The organism is Curtobacterium sp. MCPF17_021 (assembly GCF_003234605.2).
Taxonomy (GTDB): Bacteria; Actinomycetota; Actinomycetes; order Actinomycetales; family Microbacteriaceae; genus Curtobacterium; species Curtobacterium flaccumfaciens.
The window spans coordinates 3455317-3480981 of sequence record NZ_CP126252.1 but is presented as its reverse complement, the minus strand read 5'-3'; the positions used below and the strand labels follow the sequence as shown (position 1 = coordinate 3480981).

Annotated in this window: 21 protein-coding genes; 17 read left to right on the top strand and 4 right to left on the bottom strand. The window is 71.2% G+C overall.

The window, feature by feature from the left end; genetic code table 11:
• Positions 1-37: 37 nt before the first annotated feature.
• The 5 genes from purN (at position 38) to DEJ29_RS16390 (ending at position 7006) form a co-directional block, all read left to right on the top strand.
• On the top strand, positions 38-631 hold the full coding sequence (purN, locus tag DEJ29_RS16410) for a phosphoribosylglycinamide formyltransferase (protein WP_071404669.1): 594 nt from the start codon (positions 38-40) through the stop codon (positions 629-631).
• Complete coding sequence (gene purH / locus DEJ29_RS16405; RefSeq protein WP_111095938.1) at positions 628-2262, top strand: bifunctional phosphoribosylaminoimidazolecarboxamide formyltransferase/IMP cyclohydrolase; 1635 nt, start codon at positions 628-630, stop codon at positions 2260-2262. Before purN ends, purH begins: the two co-directional genes overlap by 4 nt.
• A 568-nt stretch (positions 2263-2830) precedes the next feature.
• The gene (locus DEJ29_RS16400) at positions 2831-4639 is read left to right on the top strand and encodes an ABC transporter ATP-binding protein (protein WP_027466673.1); all 1809 of its coding nucleotides are present in this window, start codon (positions 2831-2833) and stop codon (positions 4637-4639) included.
• Between the two features lie 101 nt (positions 4640-4740).
• Positions 4741-6540 carry an ABC transporter ATP-binding protein gene (locus DEJ29_RS16395; RefSeq protein ID WP_111095948.1) on the top strand — a complete coding sequence of 600 codons (1800 nt, stop codon included), beginning with the start codon at positions 4741-4743 and terminating at the stop codon, positions 6538-6540.
• A 37-nt stretch (positions 6541-6577) separates the two neighbouring features.
• Positions 6578-7006 (top strand): DUF805 domain-containing protein, encoded by a 429-nt coding sequence (locus tag DEJ29_RS16390; protein WP_110863162.1) that lies wholly within the window; start codon positions 6578-6580, stop codon positions 7004-7006.
• Between the two features lie 50 nt (positions 7007-7056).
• Here the strand turns inward: DEJ29_RS16390 and DEJ29_RS16385 are convergent, their stop codons facing one another.
• Both DEJ29_RS16385 and DEJ29_RS16380 read right to left on the bottom strand, forming a co-directional pair.
• Complete coding sequence (locus tag DEJ29_RS16385; RefSeq protein WP_111095939.1) at positions 7057-7413, bottom strand: MGMT family protein; 357 nt, start codon at positions 7411-7413, stop codon at positions 7057-7059.
• A gap of 29 nt (positions 7414-7442) precedes the next feature.
• Positions 7443-7898: a GNAT family N-acetyltransferase gene (locus DEJ29_RS16380; protein ID WP_111095940.1), complete on the bottom strand. Its 456-nt coding sequence runs from the start codon at positions 7896-7898 to the stop codon at positions 7443-7445.
• 85 nt (positions 7899-7983) lie between these two features.
• Between DEJ29_RS16380 and DEJ29_RS16375 the strand changes: the two genes are divergently transcribed.
• From DEJ29_RS16375 to DEJ29_RS16365, 3 genes are all read left to right on the top strand, one after another.
• A complete protein-coding gene (locus DEJ29_RS16375; RefSeq protein ID WP_111095941.1) occupies positions 7984-9306 on the top strand; it encodes an ROK family transcriptional regulator in 1323 nt (440 codons plus the stop codon).
• 108 nt (positions 9307-9414) lie between these two features.
• Positions 9415-10374, top strand: coding sequence for a hypothetical protein (locus DEJ29_RS16370; RefSeq protein WP_111099524.1), 960 nt, complete (start codon positions 9415-9417; stop codon positions 10372-10374).
• Positions 10375-10642: 268 nt separating this feature from the next.
• Complete coding sequence (locus tag DEJ29_RS16365; protein ID WP_111095942.1) at positions 10643-13102, top strand: lamin tail domain-containing protein; 2460 nt, start codon at positions 10643-10645, stop codon at positions 13100-13102.
• 160 nt (positions 13103-13262) lie between these two features.
• Here the strand turns inward: DEJ29_RS16365 and DEJ29_RS16360 are convergent, their stop codons facing one another.
• Complete coding sequence (locus DEJ29_RS16360) at positions 13263-13775, bottom strand: hypothetical protein (protein ID WP_181437884.1); 513 nt, start codon at positions 13773-13775, stop codon at positions 13263-13265.
• 138 nt (positions 13776-13913) lie between these two features.
• On the opposite strand from DEJ29_RS16360, the gene DEJ29_RS16355 reads away from it, so the two are divergent.
• From DEJ29_RS16355 to DEJ29_RS16315, 9 genes are all read left to right on the top strand, one after another.
• A complete protein-coding gene (locus DEJ29_RS16355; protein WP_111095944.1) occupies positions 13914-14468 on the top strand; it encodes a DUF805 domain-containing protein in 555 nt (184 codons plus the stop codon).
• A 9-nt stretch (positions 14469-14477) separates the two neighbouring features.
• The gene (locus DEJ29_RS16350; protein ID WP_111095945.1) at positions 14478-15320 is read left to right on the top strand and encodes a PhzF family phenazine biosynthesis protein; all 843 of its coding nucleotides are present in this window, start codon (positions 14478-14480) and stop codon (positions 15318-15320) included.
• 221 nt (positions 15321-15541) lie between these two features.
• Positions 15542-16900 carry an extracellular solute-binding protein gene (locus tag DEJ29_RS16345; protein WP_111095946.1) on the top strand — a complete coding sequence of 453 codons (1359 nt, stop codon included), beginning with the start codon at positions 15542-15544 and terminating at the stop codon, positions 16898-16900.
• A 107-nt stretch (positions 16901-17007) separates the two neighbouring features.
• Complete coding sequence (locus DEJ29_RS16340; protein ID WP_110894824.1) at positions 17008-17958, top strand: carbohydrate ABC transporter permease; 951 nt, start codon at positions 17008-17010, stop codon at positions 17956-17958.
• A gap of 5 nt (positions 17959-17963) precedes the next feature.
• Positions 17964-18857, top strand: coding sequence for a carbohydrate ABC transporter permease (locus DEJ29_RS16335; protein WP_371830315.1), 894 nt, complete (start codon positions 17964-17966; stop codon positions 18855-18857).
• A 39-nt stretch (positions 18858-18896) separates the two neighbouring features.
• Positions 18897-21908 (top strand): alpha-mannosidase, encoded by a 3012-nt coding sequence (locus DEJ29_RS16330; RefSeq protein WP_111095947.1) that lies wholly within the window; start codon positions 18897-18899, stop codon positions 21906-21908.
• Between the two features lie 336 nt (positions 21909-22244).
• The gene (locus DEJ29_RS16325; protein WP_111096132.1) at positions 22245-23204 is read left to right on the top strand and encodes a hypothetical protein; all 960 of its coding nucleotides are present in this window, start codon (positions 22245-22247) and stop codon (positions 23202-23204) included.
• Between the two features lie 142 nt (positions 23205-23346).
• Positions 23347-24087 (top strand): histidine phosphatase family protein, encoded by a 741-nt coding sequence (locus DEJ29_RS16320; RefSeq protein WP_111096131.1) that lies wholly within the window; start codon positions 23347-23349, stop codon positions 24085-24087.
• A complete protein-coding gene (locus DEJ29_RS16315) occupies positions 24077-24940 on the top strand; it encodes an NAD(P)H-hydrate dehydratase (RefSeq protein WP_110863151.1) in 864 nt (287 codons plus the stop codon). Before DEJ29_RS16320 ends, DEJ29_RS16315 begins: the two co-directional genes overlap by 11 nt.
• Positions 24941-25110: 170 nt before the next feature.
• Here the strand turns inward: DEJ29_RS16315 and DEJ29_RS16310 are convergent, their stop codons facing one another.
• Positions 25111-25548 (bottom strand): YdeI/OmpD-associated family protein, encoded by a 438-nt coding sequence (locus DEJ29_RS16310; protein WP_111095607.1) that lies wholly within the window; start codon positions 25546-25548, stop codon positions 25111-25113.
• Positions 25549-25665 lie beyond the last annotated feature (117 nt).

Below are 25665 nucleotides of genomic sequence, written 5' to 3'. Positions count from 1 at the left end.
GCCCGTCGCGTGCGTGCCTGCCGGTAGGGTTGGTGCCGTGCTCGAACTGGTCGTCCTGATCTCCGGTACCGGGTCGAACCTCCGAGCCCTGCTCGAAGCGACCTTCGACGCCGAGTACCCCGCCCGTGTCGTCGCCATCGGTGCCGACCGTGATGCCGAGGGTCTCGGCCTGGGCGAGGAGTTCTCGATCCCGACCTTCACGGTGCCGTTCACCCGCTACGACTCCCGCGCCGAGTGGGGCCAGGCCCTGGCGGAGCAGATCCGCCCGTGGTCGCCCGACCTGCTGGTGCTCTCCGGCCTGATGCGCCTGCTGCCCCCGGCCGTGGTGTCCGAGTTCGCCCCGGGGATCATCAACACCCACCCGGCGTACCTGCCCGAGTTCCCCGGCGCCCACGGCGTGCGGGACGCCCTGGCCGCCGGGGTCACCGAGACCGGTGCGAGCGTCATCGCGGTCGACGACGGCGTCGACACGGGGCCGATCCTCGCGCAGGAGCGCATCCCGGTGCTGCCGGGCGACACCGAGTCGACGCTGCACGACCGCATCAAGCCGGTCGAGCGCCGCCTGCTCATCCAGACCATCCTCGACATCGCCAACGGCACCACCGACCTGAAGGGCACCCCGAGCGCATGAGCGTGCACGCAGCCGACCCCAGCCTCTACCGCGACCGTGACGTGGTCCCGGTCCGACGTGCACTCGTCTCGGTGAGCGACAAGTCCGGCCTGCTCGAGCTCGCCGGCGCACTGGCCGACTCCGGGGTCGAGATCGTGTCGACCGGCTCCACCGCGCAGACCATCCGTGACGCCGGGTACGCCGTCACCGACGTCGCGAGCGTCACCGGGTTCCCCGAGTCCCTCGACGGTCGCGTGAAGACGCTGCACCCGTCGGTGCACGCCGGCCTGCTCGCCGACCTCCGGCTCGAGTCGCACGAGCAGCAGCTCGCCGACCTCGACATCGCGCCGTTCGAGCTCGTCGTCGTGAACCTCTACCCGTTCGTCGAGACGGTGGCGTCGGGTGCCGACACCGCGACCGTGGTCGAGAACGTCGACATCGGCGGCCCCGCGATGGTCCGTGCCTCGGCGAAGAACCACCCGAACGTGGCGATCGTCGTCTCCCCGGCGTCCTACCCCGAGGTCGTCGAGGCCGTCCGTGCCGGCGGAACCACGCTCGAGCTCCGGAAGCGCCTCGCCGCCCAGGCCTTCGCGCACACCGCCGCCTACGACACCGCGGTGGCGTCCTACTTCGCGAGCGACGTCGTCACCGCCGCTGCGGCCCCGACGACCGCCGGCGACATCCGGACCCCCGGTGCGTTCGACGAGCACCTGACGGTCGAGGCCGAGCTGTCGGCGACCCTGCGCTACGGCGAGAACGCCCACCAGGCCGCGGCGCTCTACACGACGTCGGACGGCACCGGCATCGCACAGGCGACGCAGCTGCACGGCAAGGAGATGTCGTACAACAACTACGTCGACGCCGACGCAGCGGTCCGTGCGGCCTTCGACTTCGACGAGCCCGCCGTCGCGATCATCAAGCACGCCAACCCGTGCGGCATCGCGATCGCCCCGGCCGACGCCGCCGACCCGATCGCCTCGGCCCACGCCGCCGCGCACGCCTGCGACCCGCTCTCGGCGTTCGGCGGGGTCATCGCCGCGAACCGCCCGGTCACCGTGGCCATGGCCGAGACCGTGAAGGACATCTTCACCGAGGTCGTCGTCGCCCCCGCGTTCGACCCCGAGGCGCTCGAGATCCTGTCGCGCAAGAAGAACATCCGTCTGCTCACGCTCCCGGCCGACTTCGCGCTCGCCGACCGCGAGGTCAAGCAGATCTCCGGCGGCTTCCTGGTGCAGGACGCCGACCGCTTCACGGGCTTCGACCAGGCCACCTGGACCCTCGTCGCCGGCGAGCCCGCCGACGAGCAGACCCTCGCCGACCTGGCCTTCGCGTGGCGTGCGAGCCGTTCGGTGAAGTCGAACGCCATCCTGCTGGCGAACCAGGGCGCGAGCGTCGGTGTCGGCATGGGCCAGGTCAACCGGGTCGACTCCTGCCACCTCGCGGTGAACCGTGCCGGTGACCGTGCGACCGGCAGTGTCGCGGCGTCGGATGCGTTCTTCCCGTTCGCCGACGGCCTGCAGGTGCTGCTCGACGCCGGTGTCCGTGCGGTGGCGCAGCCCGGTGGCAGCGTCCGCGACGACGAGGTCATCGCCGCGGCGAAGGCCGTCGGCGTCACGATGTACTTCACGAGCGAGCGCCACTTCTTCCACTGATGTGAACAATCGGTGACGAACCATTGCGCGCCGTGAGTCACTGTGAATAGTCTGTAAGGCTCCGCGGCAGGCAGCCGACGATCCCTCGGGACCGGCGGCACCGCGGACACAACGGTGACGAAGACGACGACTGGAGTGACGATGGACAACATGACCGGAACCGTGGCGACGGCCGCCCGTGCAGGTCTCGTGTCCGTCGTGGGGACCACTCCCGCACGGCGATCCCTGATCGCACGGCGGCCCCGCGCCGCGGCCGCCGTCTAGTCCGGCCGTTCCCACGGCCCCGCGACGCAGCACCACCGGCGTCCGCGAACCACCCGCCTGAACCCGGGGGACGACTGTCCCTCGGTGCCTCCGGCCCGACCGACGTCACGCGAGTGACGGCGGAGACGCGACCACGCGCCCGGCCGATGATCACCACGCAACGCCACACCGAGCCTCCAGGCCGAAGCCGCGCGACGCGAGCAAGCAAGCAGCAAGCAAGCAAGCAAGCAAGCAGCAAGCAAGCAGCGAGCAAGCACCGCGCAGCGCGACCCGGGGACCCGGCAGACGCATGAGGACGCAACGCATGTCCAAGTCGCCCACCACGGCGCGCCCGTCCACCTTCCGCGCGATCGCGCGGATCTACCCCTACGTGAAGCCCTACCAGGGGCGCCTCATCGGCGGCATGGCCGCAGCGATGGGAGCCTCCCTGGTGGCGCTCGCAATCCCCTACGTGCTGCAGTGGCTCGTCGACGGTCCGCTGTCGTCGCGCGACTCGGCACAGATCTGGCCCGCCGGGCTCGGGGTGCTCGCCCTCGGTGTGCTCGAGGCGTTCTTCATCGCCTCGCGCCGCCGGCTGGTGATGCGCCCCTCGACCCGCATCGAGACCAGCATGCGCAACTCGCTCTACGCGAAGCTGCAGGACCTGCCGGTCGCGTTCCACGACCGCTGGGAGTCCGGACAGCTGCTGTCCCGCTCCGTGTCGGACCTGTCGCTGATCCGGCGCTGGCTGGCCTTCGGGGTCGTCCTGCTCGTCGTGAACATCGTGACGATCGTCGTCGGCTTCGTCGTGCTGTTCACCTTCGGGTGGATCCTCGGGCTCATCTTCCTGATCGCGTCGATCCCGCTGTGGATCAACGGCCTGCTGTTCGAGCGCCGGTACTCCGCCGTCGCACGCCGCAGCCAGGACCAGGTCGGTGACCTCGCCACGAGCGTCGAGCAGTCGGTGCACGGCATCCGCGTGCTCAAGGCGTTCGGTCGCGGCGGCGCCAAGCTCGAGGAGTTCAGCGAGCAGGCCGAGGCCCTGCGTGGCACCGAGATCAAGAAGGCGAAGGCCATCGCGGGCATCTGGCTGTGGCTGCTGCTCGTGCCGGACGTCGCGTTCGCGCTGTGCCTGCTCGCCGGCATCTGGCTGGCGTCGCAGGGCCAGCTCAGCGTCGGGCAGCTGTTCGCGTTCTTCGCGACGGCGACGGTGCTGCGGTTCCCGATCGAGTCGATCGGCTTCCTGCTCTCGATGACGTTCGACACCCGCACGGCGGTCGACCGCTTCTTCGAGGTCATGGACTCCGAGAACACCATCACGGACCCGGAGCACCCGAAGACGATCGCGGAGCCGCACGGTGCCCTGTCGTTCAACGGCGTGCACTTCCGGTACCAGGACTCCGCACCGCAGTACCCGGACCTGATCAACGGCGTCGAACTGCAGCTGCAGCCGGGCGAGACCATGGCGCTCGTCGGGCTGACCGGCTGCGGCAAGACGACACTGCTCTCGCTCGTGCCGCGTCTGTACGACGTGACCGGCGGTTCGGTGACGATCGACGGGGTCGACATCCGCGACCTCACCCGCGAAGAGCTGCGCCGGCACGTCGGCGTCGCGTTCGAGGACGCCACCCTGTTCTCGTCGACCGTGCGTGAGAACGTGCTGCTCGGTCGACCGGACGTGCAGGGTGCCGAGGCCGAAGCGCTCATGCGCGAGGCGCTCGACATCGCGCAGGCGTCCTTCGTGGACGACCTGCCCGACGGCGTCGACACCCGGGTCGGTGAAGAGGGGCTGTCGCTGTCCGGCGGCCAGCGCCAGCGCCTGGCACTCGCCCGCGCGATCGCCGCGCGGCCGTCGGTGCTGGTGCTCGACGACCCGCTGTCGGCGCTCGACGTCGACACCGAGGCACGGGTCGAGGCGGGCCTGCGACGCGTGCTCGCCGACACCACGTCGCTCATCGTGGCGCACCGTCCGTCGACGGTGACGCTGGCCGACCGGGTCGCCCTGATGGAGAACGGCGTCGTCACGGCCGTCGGGACCCACCACGACCTGATGGCCACCAACGAGCACTACCGCTACGTCATCTCGTCGCTCGACGACGACGACGCGACCGCACGACAGGAGGCGATGGCATGAGCCAGCAGACCGACCAGAACCTGCCGGGAGGAACGGCGTCCGTCCCGCAGGAAGCTCCGGACGAGCAGTCTGCCGCCCCCGTCACCGCCTCGATCACCACCATGGGCGTGCGCGGCGAGGAGCGTGAGGACTTCACGAAGGCCGAGAGCAAGCGCCTGCGGCGCCGGTCCCTCGCCCTGCTCGGGTCCCTCGCCGCACCGCTGAAGCTCCGGCTGGTGCTGCTCGGCATCGTGGTCGTGGTCTCGACCGCCGGCACCGTCGCGGGTCCGGCGCTCATCGCGTGGGGCATCGACAACGCCCTGCCCGCGGTGATGGACCAGAACGACTGGGTGCCGGCGTTCGGCGTCGTCGCGACGTACATCGTCGTGGCCGTCCTCGGTGCGGTGCTCACGGCCTGGTACACGGTGCTCGCGGCACGGATCAGCCAGGCGATCCTGTTCGACCTGCGCAAGCGGGTGTTCCTGCACACGCAGCGGCTCTCGCTCGAGTTCCACGAGACCTACACGTCGGGCCGGATCATCTCGCGCCAGACGAGTGACCTCGACTCGATCCGCGAGCTGCTCGACTCCGGACTGAACCAGCTCATCCAGGGCGTGCTGTACATGGCGTTCACCGCCGTGGCCCTGGTACTGCTCGACCCGACGTCCGGGCTCGTGCTCGCGGTGTCGCTCGTGCCGCTCTGGTTCCTGATCCGCTGGTTCCAGACGAACTCGCAGACGCTGTTCCGCTCCACCCGTGTCACCTCGGCGCGCGTCATCGTGCACTTCGTCGAGACGATGACGGGCATCCGCGCGGTGCAGGCGTTCCGCAAGGAGTCCCGCAACCGTGACGAGTACGGCGGCTACGTCGAGGACTACCGGGTGGCGAACACGAAGGTGTTCAACCTGTTCGGGACCTTCGACCCGGTGCTCGTGCTCATCGGCAACGCGACGCTCGCCGCGGTCGTCATCGTCGGTGGTTTCCGGATCGTCGGCGGGACGCTCGAGGTCGGTGCGCTGCTCGCGGTCGCGCTGTACGCCAAGCGCTTCTTCGACCCGGCGCAGGAACTCGCGATGTTCTACAACGGGTACCAGTCGGCCTCGGCGGCGATGGAGAAGATCTCCGGTGTCCTCGAGGAACGGCCGAGTGTGCCGGACCCCGTGAAGCCCACCCGTCTGGCGGACGCCACCGGGAAGATGGACTTCGACGACGTCGTCTTCGCCTACAACAAGGGCAAGGTCGTGCTGCCGGAGTTCGACCTGCACATCCCGTCGGGGCAGACCATCGCCCTCGTCGGGTCCACCGGTGCCGGCAAGTCGACGCTCGCCAAGCTCATGGCGCGCTTCTACGATCCGACCCAGGGCTCGGTCAAGCTCGACGGTGTGGACCTGCGCGACCTCGACACGAAGGACATGCGCCGCGCGATCGTCATGGTCACGCAAGAGGCGTACCTGTTCTCCGGCACCGTCGCGGACAACATCGCGCTCGGCAAGCCCGGTGCGTCCCGTGCGGAGATCGAGGCGTCGGCCAAGGCCGTCGGCGCGCACGAGTTCATCATGGCGCTGCCCGACGGGTACGACACCGACGTGAACAAGCGCGGCGGTCGTGTCTCGGCGGGCCAGCGGCAGCTGCTCTCGTTCGCGCGGGCCTTCATCGCAGACCCGAAGGCGCTCATCCTCGACGAGGCCACGGCGTCGCTCGACATCCCCTCGGAGCGACTCGTGCAGGAGGGCCTGGAGACCCTGCTCGCCGACCGCACCGCGGTGATCATCGCGCACCGGCTGTCCACCGTCGCGATCGCCCACCGGGTGCTCGTGATGGAGCACGGCCGGATCGTCGAGGACGGCACCCCCGCCGACCTCATCGCCGGCACCGGGCGGTTCGCCCAGCTGCACGCGGCCTGGCGCGACTCGCTCGTCTAGTCCACGGTCGGGCTGCACCACGTGGTTGGCTTGCTCCATGAGCAACGACAGCGTGGTGCAGCCCGGCGGCGTCGCCCTGCACGACCCCTTCTACGGTGCCCCCTTCACCGAGGCCGTCCGACGGTTCTGGCGGAAGTACACCGTGTTCACCGGACGGGCATCGCGTGCCGAGTTCTGGTGGTGGTGGCTGACGTCGTTCGCGATCGGGCTCGTGCTGCAGCTCGTGCCGCAGGTGTTCACGCCGGACACCCCGGTGCTCGAGAACCCCGTCGGCTCGTACCTGTTCATGCTGTGGGTGCTCGCGACGCTCATCGGCTCCCTCGCCCTCGGCGCCCGGCGCCTGCACGACGCGAACCTGTCCGGCTTCTGGCAGTTCCTGCACGTGCTGCCGGGCCTCGGCTCGCTCATCGTGTACGTGCTGTGCCTGCTGCCCGCGAACCCGAAGGGTGCGCGTTTCGACCGCTGACGGTGGACCCTGGCGGTGCACCCTGGCGGGCCGACCTGCGCGGCCGGGGATCAGAACGGGTCGTCCGCGTCCGTGGTGGGTGACCAGCGGGCACGACGCATGTCGAGCCTCCAGGCCGTCGTCCCCTGCACGAGCGGCGTCCCCTCGACGCGGTAGTGCTCGAGCGCCCGGGCCTCGTGGTGCAGCGGCGGGTGCCCACCCGCGCGCACCACGCGCCACCACGGCAGGTCGGCGCCCTCGTGTGCCATCACCTTGCCGACGGCACGCGATGCCCGCGACCCGAGGGCTGCGGCGACGTCGCCGTACGTCATGACGTGACCCGGCGGGATCATCCGCACCACCTCGGCGACGGCGGCGCCGAAGTCGACGACGGCGGCATCGTCGGACGGTACGGCGTCGGAGGGCATGTCGTCGGAGCGTACGTCGTCGGGGAACGCTAGAGCGTCAGGACCGCGAAGTGGTCGCCGTACTGGGTCTCGCGCACGACCTTGAAGCCCACGGCGCGGAAGAACGCCTCGGGGCTGTCGTCGCCGCCCGGCTCGTACACGACCGTCAGCCGCTCGAACCCACGGCTGCGCGCCTCGTCCGCCAGGCCGTGCACGGCGAAGCGACCGACGCCCCGGCCCTGTGCGCTCGCCGCCACGTTGACGCGCCAGATGCAGCTGCGCAGCTCTTCCTGCGCGTTGTCGGCGTCGAACGAACCGATGATCAGGCCGAGGACCTCGTCGTCGTCGAGGACGACACGGGTCCACGCGGAGCTCGGCTTGACGTCGGACTCGGCGACCCCGTAGGTGGTCGGCTGCACGAACTGTTCCTGGCCCGGCTTGAGCGTCAGGGAGTTGGCCGCGGCAGCGGTCTTCGCGGAGAGTTCTTCCAGGCGCAGGTCGGACATGCGGCCAGGCTAACGGTGCAGACCCTGCGGAAGCCAGTGACGACGGCAGACCGAGACCGCACCGTTGCCGCGGTATGGTCGCGGCATGGCAGAGCATCGACGCGGAGCGAACCTCCCGTCGATCGGCGGGTTCAACCGCACCGTGGTCCTGGACGCCGTCCGCCGCTCGCCCGACGGCCTGAGCCGCGTCGAACTCGCCGCCCGCACCGGCCTGAGCGCGCAGACCGTGTCGAACGTCACCCGGTTCCTGATCGAGGCCGGCATGATCGTCGAGTCCGGCACCGTCGTGTCCGGCCGCGGCAAGCCCCGCACCATCCTGCGGCTCGAACCGGGCAGCCGGTACGCGGTCGGCGTGCACGTCGACCCGGCCGTCGTCACCTACGTGCTGCTCGACCTCGCCGGCACCGTCGTCGCCGCGTCCACGACCTCGACCCCCACCGCCGACGACCCGTCCGAGGTGGTGCGCACCATCGCCTCGGCCGTCGACGGGCTCGTCGCCGACGCCGGGGTGGCCGTCGACAGCGTGCTCGGCGTCGGGATCGCGAGCCCCGGACCCATCGACGTCGAGGCCGGCATCGTGGTCGACCCGCCGTTCCTGCCCCGGTGGCGGGACGTGCCGCTGCGCGATGCGCTCGCCGAGGCCACCGGCTACCCGGTCCTGCTCGAGAAGGACGTCACGGCAGCCGCGGTCGGCGAGATGTTCCTGGCGGGGGAGTCCTCGGCCCGGAACTTCGCGTTCGTGTACTTCGGCACCGGGTTCGGCGTCGGGCTCGTCGTCGACCACGAACCCGTGCGCGGGGTGGGGTCGAACGCGGGTGACGCCGGGCACATCATGGTCGACCAGGGGTCGCTCGCGGGCACCCCGGACGGCTCGGGTACGCGCGGCGAGGTCGGTGCAGCCGTCGCGCCGGACCGGTTGGTGCGGGTCGCGCGGTCGCGGGGGCTGGCGTTGTCGGGCGGCGGCGCGGTCGCCGAGGTCGGTGCTGGGGCAGATGCCGCCGATGCCGCCGATGCCGCCGATGCCACCGACGCCACCGACGCCGCCGATGTCGACGCCGTGAACGCCGCATGGGACGAGCTCGCCGCGGCCATCGCGGACGGGGACGACACCGCCGTCACGCTCGCGGCCGATGCCGGCACCGTCATGGGCAACGCCGTCGTCCTCATCGTGAACCTGCTCGACATCGACCGCGTGGTGTTCGGCGGCCCGTTCTGGTCACGCATCGCGAGCGCTGCCCTGCCGGCCGCGCGGACCGCCATCGTCGGGTCGCCGCTGCTCGTGCCGAAGCACGCGGTGCAGGTGGTGGAGAGCGACCGCGGTGCCGACGTCGCCGCCGTGGGTGCCGCCTGCCTGGTGCTCGACGCCGCGCTCTCGCCGCGGGCCAGCACCCTGCTCATCCGGCGCTGACGGCACGGCGCCGTCGCCCGGCGCCCTGCTCGGCCGGAGCACTCCGCCCCGGCCCGCTACGCTGCGATCCGACGCAGCCGCCAGGTGTGCGGGATCGACGGGGGACACATGACGGACAGCACGGACACCACGGACAGCGCGAACGACACGGACGGCACGATGGACCCGCGGTGGGCGAGGGTGCGCCCACTCGTGTTCCGGACGATCATCGGCGCGGTCGTCGCCGCGGGCCTGGTCGGCATCGCCGCGGTGCTCCTCGGCGACTTCGGCATGGTCGCGGTCCAGCTGCTCCTGACGATCGTCGTGGTCGTCGTGTTCGCGCTGCTGTCCTGGTACGACGCCGATGTCTCGTCCAGGCGGTCGGGGATCTTCGCGTTCGCGAGCATCGCCACGTCGATGTACCTGCTCGTCGCCGGTCTGTACAAGGTGTGGATCGTGCCGACGGGCGTCTCCGGTGACGGCATCTGGTTCGTCCTGGAGCACTTCTGGCACTGGATCTGGCTCGTCGGCGTCGCCCGGGTGGCGCTCCTGCACGTCCACCTGCTCCTCGTGATCCACCGGCGGTACCCGACGCCCGTCCTGCAGGTCGTCGCGAAGGCCACCGTCGGCGTCATCGCCCTGCTCGCACTGCTGCTCTCGATCCCGCTGCTCGCGCCGGACGTCGACTACGCCCGCGGCTACTGGCGGCTCGTCTGGGTGGTGGTGATCCTCGACCTGCTCGGGACCGTCGTGGTGCCCCTCAGCAACGCCCTGTTCCGTCCGCGAGCCACGCTGCCGTCTGCGACGTGGCCGGTGCCCGAGCAGCAGCCGGCGTGGAGCGCGACGCCGACGCCCGCCGCTCCCGCACCGGCACCCGATGTGCCGCTGCCGCCCGCTCCTGCGCCCGCTCCCGCTCGCGCCTCCACCCCCGGCCCCGCGCCCGAGACGGTCGTCGCGTCCGACGGGCGTCGCTACGCGTCCCGTCCGTCGGCCTCCCGCGCCCTGGCCTGGCCCCGCTACGTCGACGGCACGCCCCTGCCCGCGCTGCCCGACGGGACGCCGGACTTCTCGGAGGTCACCGAGCGCTGACACCTCGAGCAACGAGTGTTCAGAAGACGTCGGGTCCGCAGTGCGGACCCGACGTCTTCTGTTCACCGGATGCGGTGAGCGCGACCGCAGGGCGGACTGGAGGCGCGGTGCGGGCCCGCACCGCGCCTCCCGTCCGCACGCGGCGCGTCCACGGCGCCGGGCGCGACCCGGGACACCGTGCGTTCACCCCGCGGCCACCGGCCGGTCGCGTGAATGCTGAACAGTCGTGCAGGTCTTCGCCCGCTCGCTCCCCCGAGAAGGACCCTGCATGCGCGCTCCCGCTCTGCGCCCGCCCACCCTGCGCCCGCCAACACTCCGCATCGGCGCCGCCGTCGCGACCGCCCTGGTCGTCGCCGCCGGTGTCGTCACCGCTAGCCCCGCCCTCGCCGTCGTCGGTGACGACGACCCGGCCGTCGGCGCCGTCGCGGCGAACGGCCTCGTCGTCAACGAGGTCGAGTCGAACGCCGACGACACCGACTGGGTCGAGCTCAAGAACACCTCGGGCACCGCGATCGACCTGACCGGGTACGCGTTCCTCGACTCCGACAACTCGCACGACGCGTACGTGCTGCCCGGCGGCTCGACGATCGCCGCCGGCGGGTACTTCGTCGTCGACCAGCTGTCCGGGACCGCCCCCGGCTTCGACTTCGGACTCGGCGGTGCCGACACCGCGCGCCTCTACGACCCCGCCGGCGACCTGGTGCTCCGGTACGCCTGGACGACCCACGCGGGTGTGACCTACGGCCGCTGCGCCGACGGTGTCGGGCCGCTCGTGGACACCACGGCCTCGACGAAGGGCACGGCGAACGACTGCTCCTCGCCCGTGCGCATCAACGAGGTCGAGTCGCAGGACGGCACCCCCGGCGACTGGGTGGAGCTGACCAACACCGGCAGCACCACCGTCGACCTGGGCGGGTACGTGCTGCGCGACAGCGAGGACGACCACACGTACACGATCCCCGCGGGCACGACCGTCGCGGCCGGGGGCTTCACCGTCCTCGACGAGGCGGCGTTCGGCTTCGGACTCGGCAAGGCGGACTCCGCGCGGCTCTTCGACGCCCGCGGTGCGGTCGTCGACTCGACCTCCTGGACGGCGCACGCGAGCACGACGTACGGCCGCAACCCTGACGGCACCGGCGACTTCGCCGAGACGGCAGCACCCACGAAGGGCTCGGCGAACCGGTTCGCCGGCGTCGTCACCGCCGAGGCCTGGCCCGGCGGCCCGGACGAGACCGTGCTCGACGACGAGGACACCTTCACCGGTGACCTGAGCGGCCTCGACTGGACGACATCGGGGAGCTCGCGGGACGGGCAGCTCTGGGCCGTGCAGAACGGTGACGGCCTGCTCTACCACCTGACCTCGGACGGCGCGGGCGGCTGGGCGCCGTCGAACGCCGCGGGCACCGACCTGCGCTACGCCGACGGCACGGGCACCCCGGACGCCGAGGGTGTGACGGTCACGAGCGACGACCCCGGCGCCGTCTACGTGTCGACCGAGCGGAACAACGACGTGTCGAGCACGAGCCGCCCGTCGGTCCTGCGCTACGCCACGACCGACGGCTCCGAGAGCACCCTGCGGGCCACAGACGAGTGGAACCTCGCCGCGGACTTCCCCGGGCTCGGCGCGAACGCCGGGCTCGAGGGCGTCACCTGGATCCCGGACACCTGGCTCACCGCGCACGGCTTCGCCGACGAGCGCACCGGCGCCGCCTACGCACCGTCGAGCTACGCCGGACACGGCGAGGGGCTGTTCTTCGTCGGGGTCGAGGGCACCGCGAGCGTGTACGCCTACGCCCTGATGGACGACGGGTCCTCGGCGCGGGTCGCCACGATCGCGACCTCGCTCGCCGTCGTCGCCGACGTGCAGTTCGACCCGACGCTCGACGCGCTCTGGGTGGTCTGCGACGAGGTGTGCTCGGGTAGGACCGCGCTGTACGAGGTGACCGACGGGGCCTTCGCCGCCTCGACGCTGTACGAGGCGCCGTCGGCCGCCGACCGCACGCTCGCCAACGAGGGCTTCGCGATCTCGGGCGTCTGCACCGACGGGGAGCGCGCGACCTTCTACGCCGACGACAACGACACGGACGGGTTCTCGCTCCGCACGGGGACGTACCCGTGCGAGGGCGGCGACACCGACCCGGGCGCGGAGCCCACGCCGACTCCGACGCCGACGCCGACGCCGACGCCGACGCCGACGCCGACGCCGACCCCGGGTGACGGTGGCACGACGCCGACCCCGACCCCGACTCCGGGTGGGACGCCCACAGCGGTCCCGACCCCGGGTCCCTCGGCTGCCCCGGTCGTTCCGGTGGCGCCGTCGGGGTCGCTGTTGACGGAGGCGAACCGTGGTGGTGTGTCTGCTCCGGCGACCGCTCGTGCGGGGGAGACGATCACGGTGACGGTCGGGACTGCTTCTGCCGGTGACACGGTGAACGTGTGGTTCTTCTCGGAGCCGACCCTGATCGGTACGGCTGTGGTCGCATCCGACGGGACGGTGCGGGTGACGATCCCGGCGGACACCGTCGCTGGTGTGCACCGCCTCGCGGTGACGGCTGCGGACGGGAGCCTGATCGGGTGGACCCCGATCACGATCACCACGGATGGGCAGCTCGCGTTCACGGGCGCCGCAGGGATGGGTGCCGGTGCGCTGGTGGCGTTCCTGCTGCTCGCGGCGGGCGCGGGTGTGCTGATCGTGCGTCGCCGCAGGACCGCGGCCGCCGCGGAGTAGCCCCCACGCCCCACGGGCACACTTGGTGAGCAGGAATGGTCGGGTTCGCACAGCGGACCCGACCGTTTCTGCTCACCATGCGCGGTGGGCGCGACCGCGTGGCGGACGGGAGGCGCGGTGCGGGGCCGCCCCGCGCCTCCAGGCCGGTGGGTGGCTGCGGTCAGTCCGCCGACCCGTGCATGGTCTGGGTGTCGTCCTGACCCGGGATGGCGTCCTTCGTGGTCCAGCCGTACCAGCGGCCGTCGATCTCGGTGACCGCGCGGCCGTCGCCGCAGGTGACCAGGCCCTTCGTCGGGAGCTCCTCGGGCAGGAAGTCGGCGGTCATCGCCGTGCCGCCGTACGACTCGTCGAGCGGGGTGCAGTCGTCCACGTCGACGCCGTCCTTCGAGGCGAACCCGATGACGTACCCGGGCTGGGAGACGTGGAGGCGCACGTCGATGTCCTTCGCGTCCTTCGGCACCCACTTCGGCATGAAGAAGGCCAGGTCCTCGGACTCCCCGGAGCGCGGGGCGTCGGAGTACGCGTCGAAGTGCTTCTGCGGGGTCTTGTTCGGCACGATGTCCTGGATCGCGCTGCAGCCGGCGGTCAGCAGCAGGGCGGACACCGCGGCGGTGGAGGCGAGGGCGATCCGGAGGGTGCGGCGGGCGGTGGTGGGGCGCGTGTCGGTGCTCATGGAACCAGTCTCACGACGGACGCGGCGCTGAAACATCACGTGCGCACCCGGAAGTGGTCGGGGGTTACCCCCACCCGCCGCGCCGGGCCTGCCGAGGAGTACTCAGGAGTGCCCAGGTCGCCCCGGTAAGCAGGTTCGGTGCACCAGACGCAGCAGCCACCGGTCGGAGTCCCCTGGCACCAGGCCACCTTCCCCGCCTCGTTCTCGCGGTTCTGGCGGGGGTACGTCGTGTTCCGCGGTCGTGCCGCTCGTGCCGAGTTCTGGTGGTGGGCGCTGTGGTGGGCGATCATCTCCGCTGCGATCAACATCGTGTACGGCGTCGGACTCTTCACCACGCCGCCGCCGATGCCGAGCCCGGAGGAAGCGCGCGTCCTCGACCAGGCGATGCAGTCCTTCAACCCGTTCCCGGTCTGGTGGTTCCTGCTCACGTCGATGCCGGTCTTCGCCCAGATCGCACTGGGGGTCTTCGTGGTCGTCGGACTCGCGGCGCTGCTGCCCTGGATCGCCATCGCGGTGCGGCGGCTCCACGACACGAACCGCTCCGGGTGGTGGGTCCTGCTGTACCTCGTGCCCGCCGGCAACATCGCGCTCGCCGTGTTCCTCGCACTGCCCTCGGAGCCACCCGCGGCACCGCAGCAGTCCGGGCCACCCGTCGGTGATCGGCCCGCGCACCCGGTCGTGACGCCGCAGTAGCGTCGGGGCATGCAGCAGGAGATCCTCCGGTACACCGCCTTCGCCGCCGAGCCGGGCGGTGGCAACCCCGCCGGGCTCGTGCTCGACGCGGCCGGGCTGTCCGACGCCCAGATGCTCGCGATCGCCCGGCAGGTCGGGTACCCCGAGACCGCATTCGTCGTGGGTGCGACGTCGACCGGGCCGCGGGTCCGCTACTTCTCGCCGAGCGCCGAGGTGCCGTTCTGCGGGCACGCCACCGTCGCACTGGCCGTCGCGCTGGCCGAGCGCGAGGGGCCGGGCCGCCGGGTGTTCACGACCCTGGCCGGCGAGGTCACCCTCGACGCCACCGTCGGCGCGGAAGGGTCGGTGCAGGTCGCGATGACGAGCGTCGAGCCGTGGACACGGGACATCGACCCCGCTCTGCTGGCGCGGCTGTTCGACCTGCTCGGACTCTCGGCCGCGGATGTCGCTGCGGGGTTCCCGGTGCTGGAGTCCTTCGCCGGCAACTGGCACCCGGTGCTCGTGCTGCACGACGGCGAGCTGTTCCACCAGTTCCGGTTCGCGCCGGGGCCCCTCGCCGAGCTCAAGCGCGAGGCCGGCTGGGCGGGGACGGTCACGGTACTGCACCGCACCGGCGACCGGGAGTACGAGGCGCGCAACCTATTCCCCGCCGGGCGCATCACCGAGGACCCGGCGACGGGATCGGCAGCGGCGTCGACCGGGGCGTACCTGCGGCAGATCGGTGCAGTGCAGCCGGGCGACCGCATCACGATCCGGCAGGGGCGACACGTCGGGCGTCCGAGTCTGCTGCTCGTGGACGTGCCCGAGGCCGGCGGGATCACGGTGACGGGGAGCGCGACCCCGATCTCCTGACGGACGTTCCTTCCCAGAACGCACGCGATGGGAAGCGGAATCGGGCGTACCTGGTCGAAACTTCCGACCCGGTACGCCCGATTCCGCCCGGTACGCCCGATTCCGCCCGGTAGGCCCGAATCCGCGCGAGAAACTCCTTGACACGGTTAAGTCAATACGGTGGACTAATCCTGCGCGCGGGCGATGGTGCCCGCGGACATCACCCGTGCAAAGGAGCACCGATGAAACGCACCCGCATCATCGCCGGACTCGCAGCTGTGGCCGTGGCCGCAGTCGGTCTGGCTGGCTGCTCGAGCTCGGGGTCCGCCTCGAGCGACACGATCAAGATCGCGTACCAGAAGTTCGGTGCCTTCCAGCAGCTCGACGCCCAGATGAAGGTCGTCAAGAAGCAGTACGAGAAGGACAACCCCGGCAAGAAGGTCACCCTCGTGCCCATCCAGGCGCAGGGCAACGACTACTACACCAAGCTCGCGCTCATGAACAAGGCGCCGGCCACCGCCCCGGACGTGATGTACGAGGACACGTTCCTCGTCAAGGCCGATGCCGAGGCGGGCTACCTGCTGCCACTCGACAAGTACACGGACAAGTGGGACGAGTGGGACCAGTTCTTCGACAACGCCAAGCAGGCCGGGCAGGGTGACGACGGCAAGATCTACGGCGTCCCGATGGGCACCGACACCCGAGCCCTCTGGTACAACAAGGACATCTTCAAGAAGGCCGGGCTCGACGTCCCGTGGAAGCCGAAGACGTGGGACGACGTGCTCGCGGCGGCGAAGACCATCAAGGAGAAGCAGCCCGACGTCATCCCGTTCAACATCTACTCGGGCAAGGCGCAGGGCGAGGCCTCGACCATGCAGGGCTTCGAGATGCTCCTGTACGGCGCCGACGGCTCCGGCAACACCCTGTACAAGGACAAGAAGTGGGTCACCGGCTCGAAGCAGTTCGAGGACTCGCTCAAGTTCGTGAAGGACGTCTACCAGGGCGGCCTCGGCCCGACACCGCAGCAGGCGCTCGACACGAACGTCGGCACGACCATCGCCCAGACGTGGCTGCCGAAGGGCAAGCTCGCGATCGACCTGGACGGTTCGTGGCAGTCCGGCACGTGGCTGAAGTCCGGCACCGCGCCGTGGCCCGAGTGGAACGACGTGATGGGCCAGGCACCCATGCCGACCCAGAACGGGCAGGCTCCCGGCTACAACTCGATGTCCGGCGGCTGGACCCTGGCGGTCGGCGCGAAGTCGAAGAACCCGCAGGCGGCGTTCCACTTCATCACGAGCTTCCTCGACAAGGACGGTTCGCTGAAGTACGACACCGAGAACAGCCAGATCGCCGTCCGGAAGGACGTCGCGGACGACCCGGCCTACACGGCGGCGAACCCGACGTTCAAGTTCTTCTCGGGGCTGGTGGAGAACACCAACTTCCGCCCGGCGACGAGTGACTACTCGCAGGTGTCCAACGCGATCCAGGTCGCGATGGAAGCGGTCATGACCGGTCAGCAGTCGCCGAAGGACGCGGCTGCCGCCTACGACAAGGCCGTCACGCAGGTGGTCGGCAAGGGGAACACCGTCTCCGCTGGTTGACGGACGTCACCCACTGACGGACTGGAGGCGCGGGGCGGTCCCGCACCGCGCCTCCCGTCCGCTCTTCCCCACCTTCGGAACCCCTCCGCACCCGGAAGGCACCCATCGTGTCCAGCACCCCCCTCGCGCCGACGCTGTCGGCGCCCGGTGCGCCGAAGCGCACCGATCCACCCGTGCCGCGCAAGCGGCGACCACTGCGGAACGTCGGACGAGCGGTCCCGCTCCTGCCCGCCCTGGTCCTCCTCGTCATCTTCCTGCTCGGCCCCGTCATCTCGTCGTTCTACGGGTCGTTCACCAACTCGGCCCTGACCGGCGCCAGCGCGGCCGACCAGCAGTTCGTCGGGTTCCAGAACTACGTCGAGCTGTTCCAGGACCCGGACTTCCCGAAGTCCGTCATCCTGACCGTCGTCTTCCTGCTGGCCTCGGCCGTGGTGGGACAGAACGTGCTCGGCCTCGGACTGGCCCTGCTGATGCGCTCGGCGAACAAGGCCGTCCGGGCGATCGTCGGCACCTTCGTGGTGGCCGCGTGGGTCCTACCCGAGATCGTGGCGTCCTTCGCGGCGTACGCGTTCTTCAACGACGAGGGGACGCTCAACACGTTCCTCGCGTCGATCGGGATCACCGGCGCGAACTGGCTCTACACGTACCCGATGCTCGCCGTGATCCTGGCGAACATCTGGCGCGGCACCGCGTTCTCGATGCTCGTCTACTCGGCCGCCGTGCAGGAGGTCCCCGAGGAGATCACCGAGTCCGCCGAGGTCGACGGAGCCACCGGCTGGCAGCGGCTCGTCTACATCACGCTCCCGGTGATCCGCCGGAGCATCTCGACGAACCTCATGCTCACGACGCTGCAGACCCTGTCGGTCTTCACGCTGATCTTCGTGATGACCGGCGGCGGTCCGGGCACGAACTCGTCGACCCTGCCGATCCTGGCGTACCAGGAGGCGTTCAAGTTCTCGCAGCTCGGCTTCGGGACCGCGATCGCGACCATCCTGCTCGTGGTGGGGGCGGTCTTCTCGATCATCTACATCCGGGCACTCAAGCCGGAGGTGGACTGATGGCCATGACAGCCCCGTCCCTCGACCAGACCACGACCCGCTCGGTGACCGCACCGGGGTCGATGCACATGACGTCACCGCGCGGCCGCACCATGCGGTGGGTGTCGAACGTCGTGCTGCTCGTCATCGCGGTGTGCTTCGCGGTGCCGCTGCTCTGGCTCGTGCTCGCCTCGTTCGACACCCAGGCCTCGCTGTCGGTGAAGCTGCCCTCGCAGTTCACGCTCGACAACTTCGCGAAGGTGCTCACCCCCGAGCTGTCGTTCATCCCGCTCGCGAACAGCCTGCTGCTCTCCGGCGGCACCGCGGTCGTCACCGTGGTGTTCGCCCTGCTCGCCGCGTACCCGCTGTCCCGGTACAAGATGCGCGTCAACAAGCCGTTCCTGTACAGCATCCTGTTCGGCACCGGCCTGCCGATCACCGCGATGATGGTGCCCGTCTACGCCCTGTTCGTGTCGCTCAACCTCATCGACAACGTGTGGGGCTGCATCTTCTTCCTCGCCGCCACGTCGCTGCCGATGGCGATCTGGATGGCGAAGAACTTCATGGACTCGGTGCCGATCTCGCTGGAAGAGGCGGCGTGGACCGACGGCGCCTCGATGCTCACCACCCTGACCCGCATCGTGATCCCGCTCATGCGTCCGGGCATCGCGGTCGTGTTCATCTTCGTGTTCATCCAGGCGTGGGGGAACTTCTTCGTCCCGTTCGTCCTGCTGCTCTCGCCCGAGAAGGTGCCCGCCGCGGTGAGCATCTTCAACTTCTTCGGGCAGAACGGGGCGGTGGCGTACGGCCAGCTCGCCGCGTTCTCGATCGTCTACTCCGTGCCCGTCATCGCCCTCTACGTGATCGTGTCCCGAGGCCTCGGCGGCGGCAACGCCCTCGCCGGCGGCATCAAGGGCTGATCCGCCGGTCCACGCCGGCACACTCTCGAAAGGAAGCACATGCACCAGGACGAACCGCTCGTCGAGGCCCGGATCGCCCGCCTCGTGCGCGACCGTGTCGACCCCGCCGTCCTCCGTCGCTCGGCGCCGGTGACGATCGAGGCGTGGGAGGTGCCGGGCGAACCGGTGCCGTTCGACGCCGCCGTGGGCGAGACGTACACACCGTTCACGGTGGGGTCGCACTGGGGCGGACGCCCGTGGGGCACGACGTGGTTCCGGGTGACCGGGACCGTGCCGGCGGACTTCGGCACCGCGCCGGGGACCACCGCCGAGCTCCTCGTCGACCTGGGGTTCACCAAGCGGCAGCCCGGGTTCCAGGCCGAGGGACTCGCGTTCCGCGCCGACGGCTCCACGATCAAGGCGATCGAGCCGCGGAACGACACCGTGCCGCTCGAGGTCGGCCCGGGGGAGTCCTTCGAGCTCTGGATCGAGGCCGGGGCGAACCCGGACATCGGCGGCGACTCGTTCCAGGGTGCGACGCCGCTCGGCTCGCGCTCCACCGCCGGCGACGACCCGATCTACCGCCTGAAGGCCCTCGAGGTCGTCGAGCGCGACGACACCGTGTGGGAGCTGCAGCAGGACCTCTGGGTGCTGCGCGGGCTGATGGCCGAGCTCCCCACCGACGGCACCCGCGGCGCCGACATCCTGCGGGCACTCGAACGGGCCGCCGACGCCCTGGACCCGGACGACGTCGCCGGCACCGCCGCGGACGCCCGGCAGGTCCTGGCGCCCGTGCTCGCCGTCCCCGCCAGCCCCGCCGCCCACCGCGCGATCGCCGTCGGGCACGCCCACATCGACTCCGCCTGGCTGTGGCCCGTGCGCGAGACGAAGCGCAAGTGCGCCAGGACGTTCTCGAACGTGCTCGACCTGATGGACCGCGACCCCGACTTCACCTTCGCCTGCTCGTCCGCGCAGCAGTACGCCTGGATCCGCGACGAGTACCCGTCCATCTGGACCCGCATCAAGCAGCGGGTCGCCGAAGGGCGGTGGATCCCCGTCGGCGGCATGTGGGTCGAGTCGGACACCAACCTGCCCGGCGGTGAGGCCCTGGCCCGCCAGTTCGTCGCCGGCAAGCGCTTCTTCCTGGAGGAGTTCGGCATCGACACCCCCGAGGCCTGGCTCCCCGACTCGTTCGGCTACTCGGGTGCCCTGCCGCAGATCGTCCGCGCCGCCGGGTCGAAGTGGTTCGTCACGCAGAAGCCGTCGTGGAACGAGACGAACGTCATCCCGCACACCTCGTTCCACTGGGAGGGCATCGACGGCTCGCGCGTCCTGACGCACCTGCCCCCGGCCGACACCTACAACTCCGACGTCTCACCCGCCGACCTGCGCCGCGGCGAACGGAACAACAAGGAACGCGGCACCGCGAACACCTCGATGCTGCTGTACGGCTTCGGCGACGGCGGTGGCGGTCCCACCCGCGAGATGGTCGGCGCCGCACACCGCCAGCACGACCTCGACGGGTCACCCCACGTCACGCTCGGCACGCCGGCGCAGGTGTTCGAGCAGCTCGAAGCCGAGCTGCCGACGCCCGGGGTCTGGTCGGGGGAGATGTACCTCGAGTTCCACCGCGGCACCTACACGTCGCAGATCCGCACGAAGCAGGGCAACCGCCGCTCCGAGCACCTGCTCCGCGAGGCCGAGCTCTGGGCGGCGACGGCGGCGGTCCGGCTCGGCAGCGAGTACCCGTACGCCGAACTCGAGGACGCCTGGCACACCGTCCTGCTGCAGCAGTTCCACGACATCCTGCCCGGGTCCTCGATCGCGTGGGTGTACGAGAACGCCGAGGAGCAGTACGCCCGGGTCGCCGAGGTGCTCGAGGGGCTGATCGGCAGCGCGACGACGGCGCTCGCCGGCGCTGCCGACGACGCCGCGTCGGTCGTGCGCTTCAACGCCTCGCCGGTCGCGGCAGGTGACGTGACCGCCCTGGCAGGTTCGGTCGTCCACGCGCCGCGACCCGTGCCTCCCGTCCGGAGCGGCGACCGCTTCGTCTTCGACACCGGCGTCGTCACCGCGACCATCGACGCTGCAGGCCACGTCGTCTCGTTCGTCGACCACGCCACCGGACGCGACGCGATCGCACCAGGCGCTGCGGCGGCGGAGTACACGGTCTTTCGGGACACCCCGAACCAGTGGGAGGCCTGGGACATCGACCGCGCGTACCAGCGCAACGGCACGGTGCTGTCGGCGTCGTCGGTCGCGATCGCAGGCGACGAGCTCGTCGTGGAACGGTCCTTCGGATCGTCGACGCTCACCACGCGCTACTCCGCCGTGCAGGGCGAACCGGAGCTGACCGTCGAGACCGAGGTCGACTGGCACGAGCACCAGAAGCTGTTGAAGCTCGCGTTCCCGATCGACGTGCTCGCGTCGTCGGCCTCGAGCGAGATCCAGTTCGGGCACATCGACCGGCCGACGCACCAGAACACCTCGTGGGACCACGCCCGCTTCGAGACCTCGGCGCACCGTTGGGTGCACGTCGCGGAGCCCGGGTTCGGCGTCGCCGTGGCGAACGACTCGACCTACGGCCACGACATCACGCGCGAGACCCGGCCGGACGGCGGGATCACCACGCTCGTGCGGGAGTCGCTGCTGCGCGGGCCGACGTTCCCGGACCCGAACGCCGACCAGGGGCACCACGTGTTCCGGACGGTGCTGCGGATCGGGGCCTCGGTGCTCGAAGCCGCCGACTCCGGGTATCGGCTGAACCTGCCGGTGCGGAGCGTCCCCGGGTCGGCCGAGGTCGCGCCGCTCGTCACGGTGTCGTCGCCGCAGGTGTTCGTCGAGGCCGTCAAGCTCGCCGAGGACCGCTCCGGAGACGTCGTCGTGCGCCTGTACGAAGGACTCGGGGGCCGGGCGACGGACGTCGGGGTCGCCTTCGGGTTCGACGCTGCGTCGGTGTCGCAGGTCGACCTGCTCGAGCGGCCGCTGGAGCGCTCGTGGTCGGCCGGGGAGCCCGTCGTGCTGACCCTGCGGCCGTTCGAGATCGTGACGCTGCGCGTGCGTCGGGCCTGAGGCAGCGGGCCCGGCGTTCGGTCGGGGAGAGACCGCGGCGCCGGACGGGACACGGGTGCGTTCCGTCCGGCGCCGTGTTGCGTGGGGGTGTGGATGGTTGCCGGGGTGGGTGCGGGTGGGGTGCGGGCGCGGGCCGGGCCGGGTGGAATCGGGCGTAGCTGGTCGAATCGGGCGTACCTGGTCGGAACTTCTGGCCAGGTATGCCCGATCTCGCTTGGCATCGCGGCCGTTCTGGGAAGGAACGTCTCCCCTCCACAACCGTCCAGGCCTGGAGGCCCGTCCACAGTTCCCGCGTCCGGCCCGTTCACGCGTGGCTGAGCGGGCATCGTCACGTGCATGAACGAGTCGCTGCCCATCCTCCGAGCCTCCGCCATGCACGAGGCCGGCCTCGACGCCACCACCCTGCGCCGCCGAACCCGGACCCAGGGTGTCGGCCGCCTGGTCCGGGTCGGGCCGAACGCCTTCGTCGACGGTGCCGCGTGGGACGCCGCCGGGCCTCGTCAGCGGTACGTCACCCGGGTCTTCGCGCGGCTCGGCCGTCTCGGCACACGGGCGACGGCCTCGCACCTGTCCGCGGCGGCCCTGCACGGCCTCCCGGCGCTCGGCGGGTGGGACGTCCCGGTGCACGCGACCGTGCCCGAGTCGATGTACCGGGGCCGGAGCGCCGAGCTGGTCCTGCACACGAGACCCGTCGGCCGGGGCGAACGGGTCACGGTCGGTGCGATCGCGGTCACCTCCGTCCCCCGGACCGTCGTCGACGTGGCGATGACCGGCGACCTGCGGGCGGGCGTCGTCATCGCGGACGCCGCGCTGCGACGTGGGTTCGACGACGCCGACCTCCGACGAGCGGTTCCTCCGAAGGCCCGCGCCCGAGCCCTGGCGCAGCAGGTGCTCGACCTGGCCGATGCTCGGTCCGGGTCACCGGCCGAGTCGCTCGCTCGGGTCGTGTTCCGGGAGCTCGGGCTTCCGGACCCGGTGCTGCAGCAGGAGTTCGTCGTCGACGGACGTCGGCCCGCAGTCGACTTCTGGTTCCCGGACCACGGGGTCATCGTCGAGATCGACGGACGGGCCAAGTACTCGCAGGAGCGCTACCTGGGCGGCCGGAGTCCGACCGAGGTGTTCCTCGACGAGAAGCGGCGGCACGGTCGGTTGCTCACCGTGCCGGGTGTGCGGACGATCATCCGGCTCGAATGGCGAGACCTGTTCGACCTCGATGCGCTGGCGCTGCGACTCCGGGCGGCGGGGCTCCCGTGCGCGGTCCGACCGGTCCGGAGCGCTCGGCTCCGTACGGGGTGACCGTCCGGCTCCGGACGGGCTGACCGTCCGGCGCCGCGCGGGGTGACCGTCCGGCGCCGCGCGGGGCGACCGTCCGGCACCGCAGGGGGTGACCGTTCGGCACCGGTGAACCGGCACAGCACGCGCTGGCTAGCGTGGCGGCATGGCAGTGCAGGAGATCTGGCTCGTCCGTCACGGCGAATCGGTCGCGAACGTCGCAGCGGCTCGGGCCGAAGCCGCTGGCGATGACGTGATCGACGTCGAGTTCCGGGACGCCGACGTCCCGCTCAGCCGGCTCGGCACCGATCAGTCCCGGGCCCTCGGGCAGGAGCTCGCCGACCGCGGGATCGACGACGTCCCCGTCGCGCTGTGGGTGTCGCCGTACCTCCGTGCGCAGCAGACCATCGCGATCGCGCTCGAGGCAGCCGGTATCGCCGAACCCGAGAAGCGGGTGGACGAGCGCCTCCGCGACCGCGAGCTCGGCGTCCTCGACCTGCTGACCCTGCAGGGCGTCCGCAACCGGTACCCGGACGAGGAACGCCGCCGGCAGTGGCTCGGCAAGTACTACCACCGGCCGGCGGGCGGGGAGTCGTGGGCGGACGTGATGCTCCGGCTCCGGTCGCTCCTCGGCGATGTCGAGCGGGTCGACGGCGCCGAGCGCCTGGTGATCGCCGCGCACGACGCCGTGGTGATGCTCGCCGTCGCGGTGTGCCTCGACCTCGACGAGCCGGCACTCATGGAGTTCGCCCGGACCCACGCGGTCGCGAACGCCTCCCTCACCCGACTCCGGCGCGGCGATGCCGGATCGCCGTGGGTGCTCGAGGAGTTCTCCTCCGTCGGACACCTGGACGACGACGAGGTCACCCAGCACACCGGCCGGAAGGACGACGAACATGTCCACTGAACCCGTCACCCCGAACTTCCTGCGGGACTGGCCACTGCCCGAACCCGGTGCCGGCAAGTACGGCCGCGGGCAGGTGCTCATCGTCGGCGGCGCTGCTCGGACCCCCGGTGCGGCGATGCTCTCCGCGCTCGCCGCACTCCGCGTCGGCGCCGGTCGCCTCACCCTGGCGGTCGGCCGGAGCGTGGCGAACGAGGTCGCGGTCGCGGTGCCCGAGTCCGGGGTCGAACCCCTCGACGAGGACCAGGACGGACACATCGCCGTCGGTGCGATCGAGGGCATCGCGGACAGCGCCTCGAGCGCCGACGCGGTACTGGTCGGGCCGGGGCTCGACGAGCCGGACGGTTCGCGTGACCTCGTGGCCGAACTCGCCGACGTCGTCGGTCCGCAGACCACCGTCGTGCTCGACGCCTTCGCCCTCGGGGTGGCCGCCGACGTGCGGGACCGCCTGGAACCGCTGCGTGGACGGCTCGTGATGACGCCGAACTCCGGCGAGGCCGAACGCCTGCTCGGGCGGGAGTGCAGCGACGACGACGTGGCCGACGCCGTGGCGATCGCGAACCGCTTCGGAGCGGTCGTGGCCCTCGGCGACTCCATCGCCACACCGCAGGGTCGGGCGTGGCTCAAGGGCACCGGCTCCGGCGGTCTCGGCACGAGCGGCAGTGGCGACGTGCTGTCCGGCGCGGTCACCGGCCTGCTCGCCCGCGGCGCCGATCCGGCACAGGCCGTGGCGTGGGCGTCCTACGTGCACGCTGCCGCAGGTGACCGGCTCGCGGTGCAGGTCGGTCCGCTCGGCTACCTGGCGAGCGAGCTCGTGACAGAGATCCCGCGGGTCCTGGTCGAGCTCGGGGCCTGAGCGCGCCCGTTCTTTCCCAAAACGCGCCGCGTTACCTGGCGCTTTCGGGCATACCTGCCGAGAACTTCCGACCAGGTACGCCCGAATCGACCAGGTACGCCCGGAACGACCAGACCGCCCGACCCCGCCCGACCCCGCCCGACCCCGCCCGACCCCGCCCGCCCCGACCCCTACCCCCGCAGCGACTCCACGGCCTTCTCGATCCGCCGGGCCCGGGTCTCCGGGGCCTTCGCCTGCGCGACCGGGTCGGCGAGTGCGCGCTGCCGTGAGTTCGACAGGGTGTCGAACGCCGCACGCACGCCGGCCTCCTGCAGCGCGGCGGCAAGGTCCTCCGGCAGGTCGACGGTCCGGGGCAGGGTGTCGACCTCGAGCGAGACCTCGACGGTGTCCCCGGCGGCGATCCCGGCGGCCGCACGGTGTGCGGCCGACAGCGGCACCAGGAACTGCCCGTCCATGACCCCGACGGTGGAGCGGTAGGTGTAGCCCCGGTTGATCGTGACGACCACCGCGGGGCGCTTGCCGGATCCGAGCGCCTCGATGACGGACTCCGGGACGGGGAGTCCGGTCGCCGTCTTCCGCGCTTGCAGGACCGTCGTCGTGAACCGCATCCGTGCCTCCAGGCCTGGTGTGGGCGCGACCCTGCGCCCAGAACGAGCAAAGCGTACAGCCGCACCCGCTGTTCCGCCGTCGTTCACCACCGGAGCACGGGCCGGAAACCGGCCGCG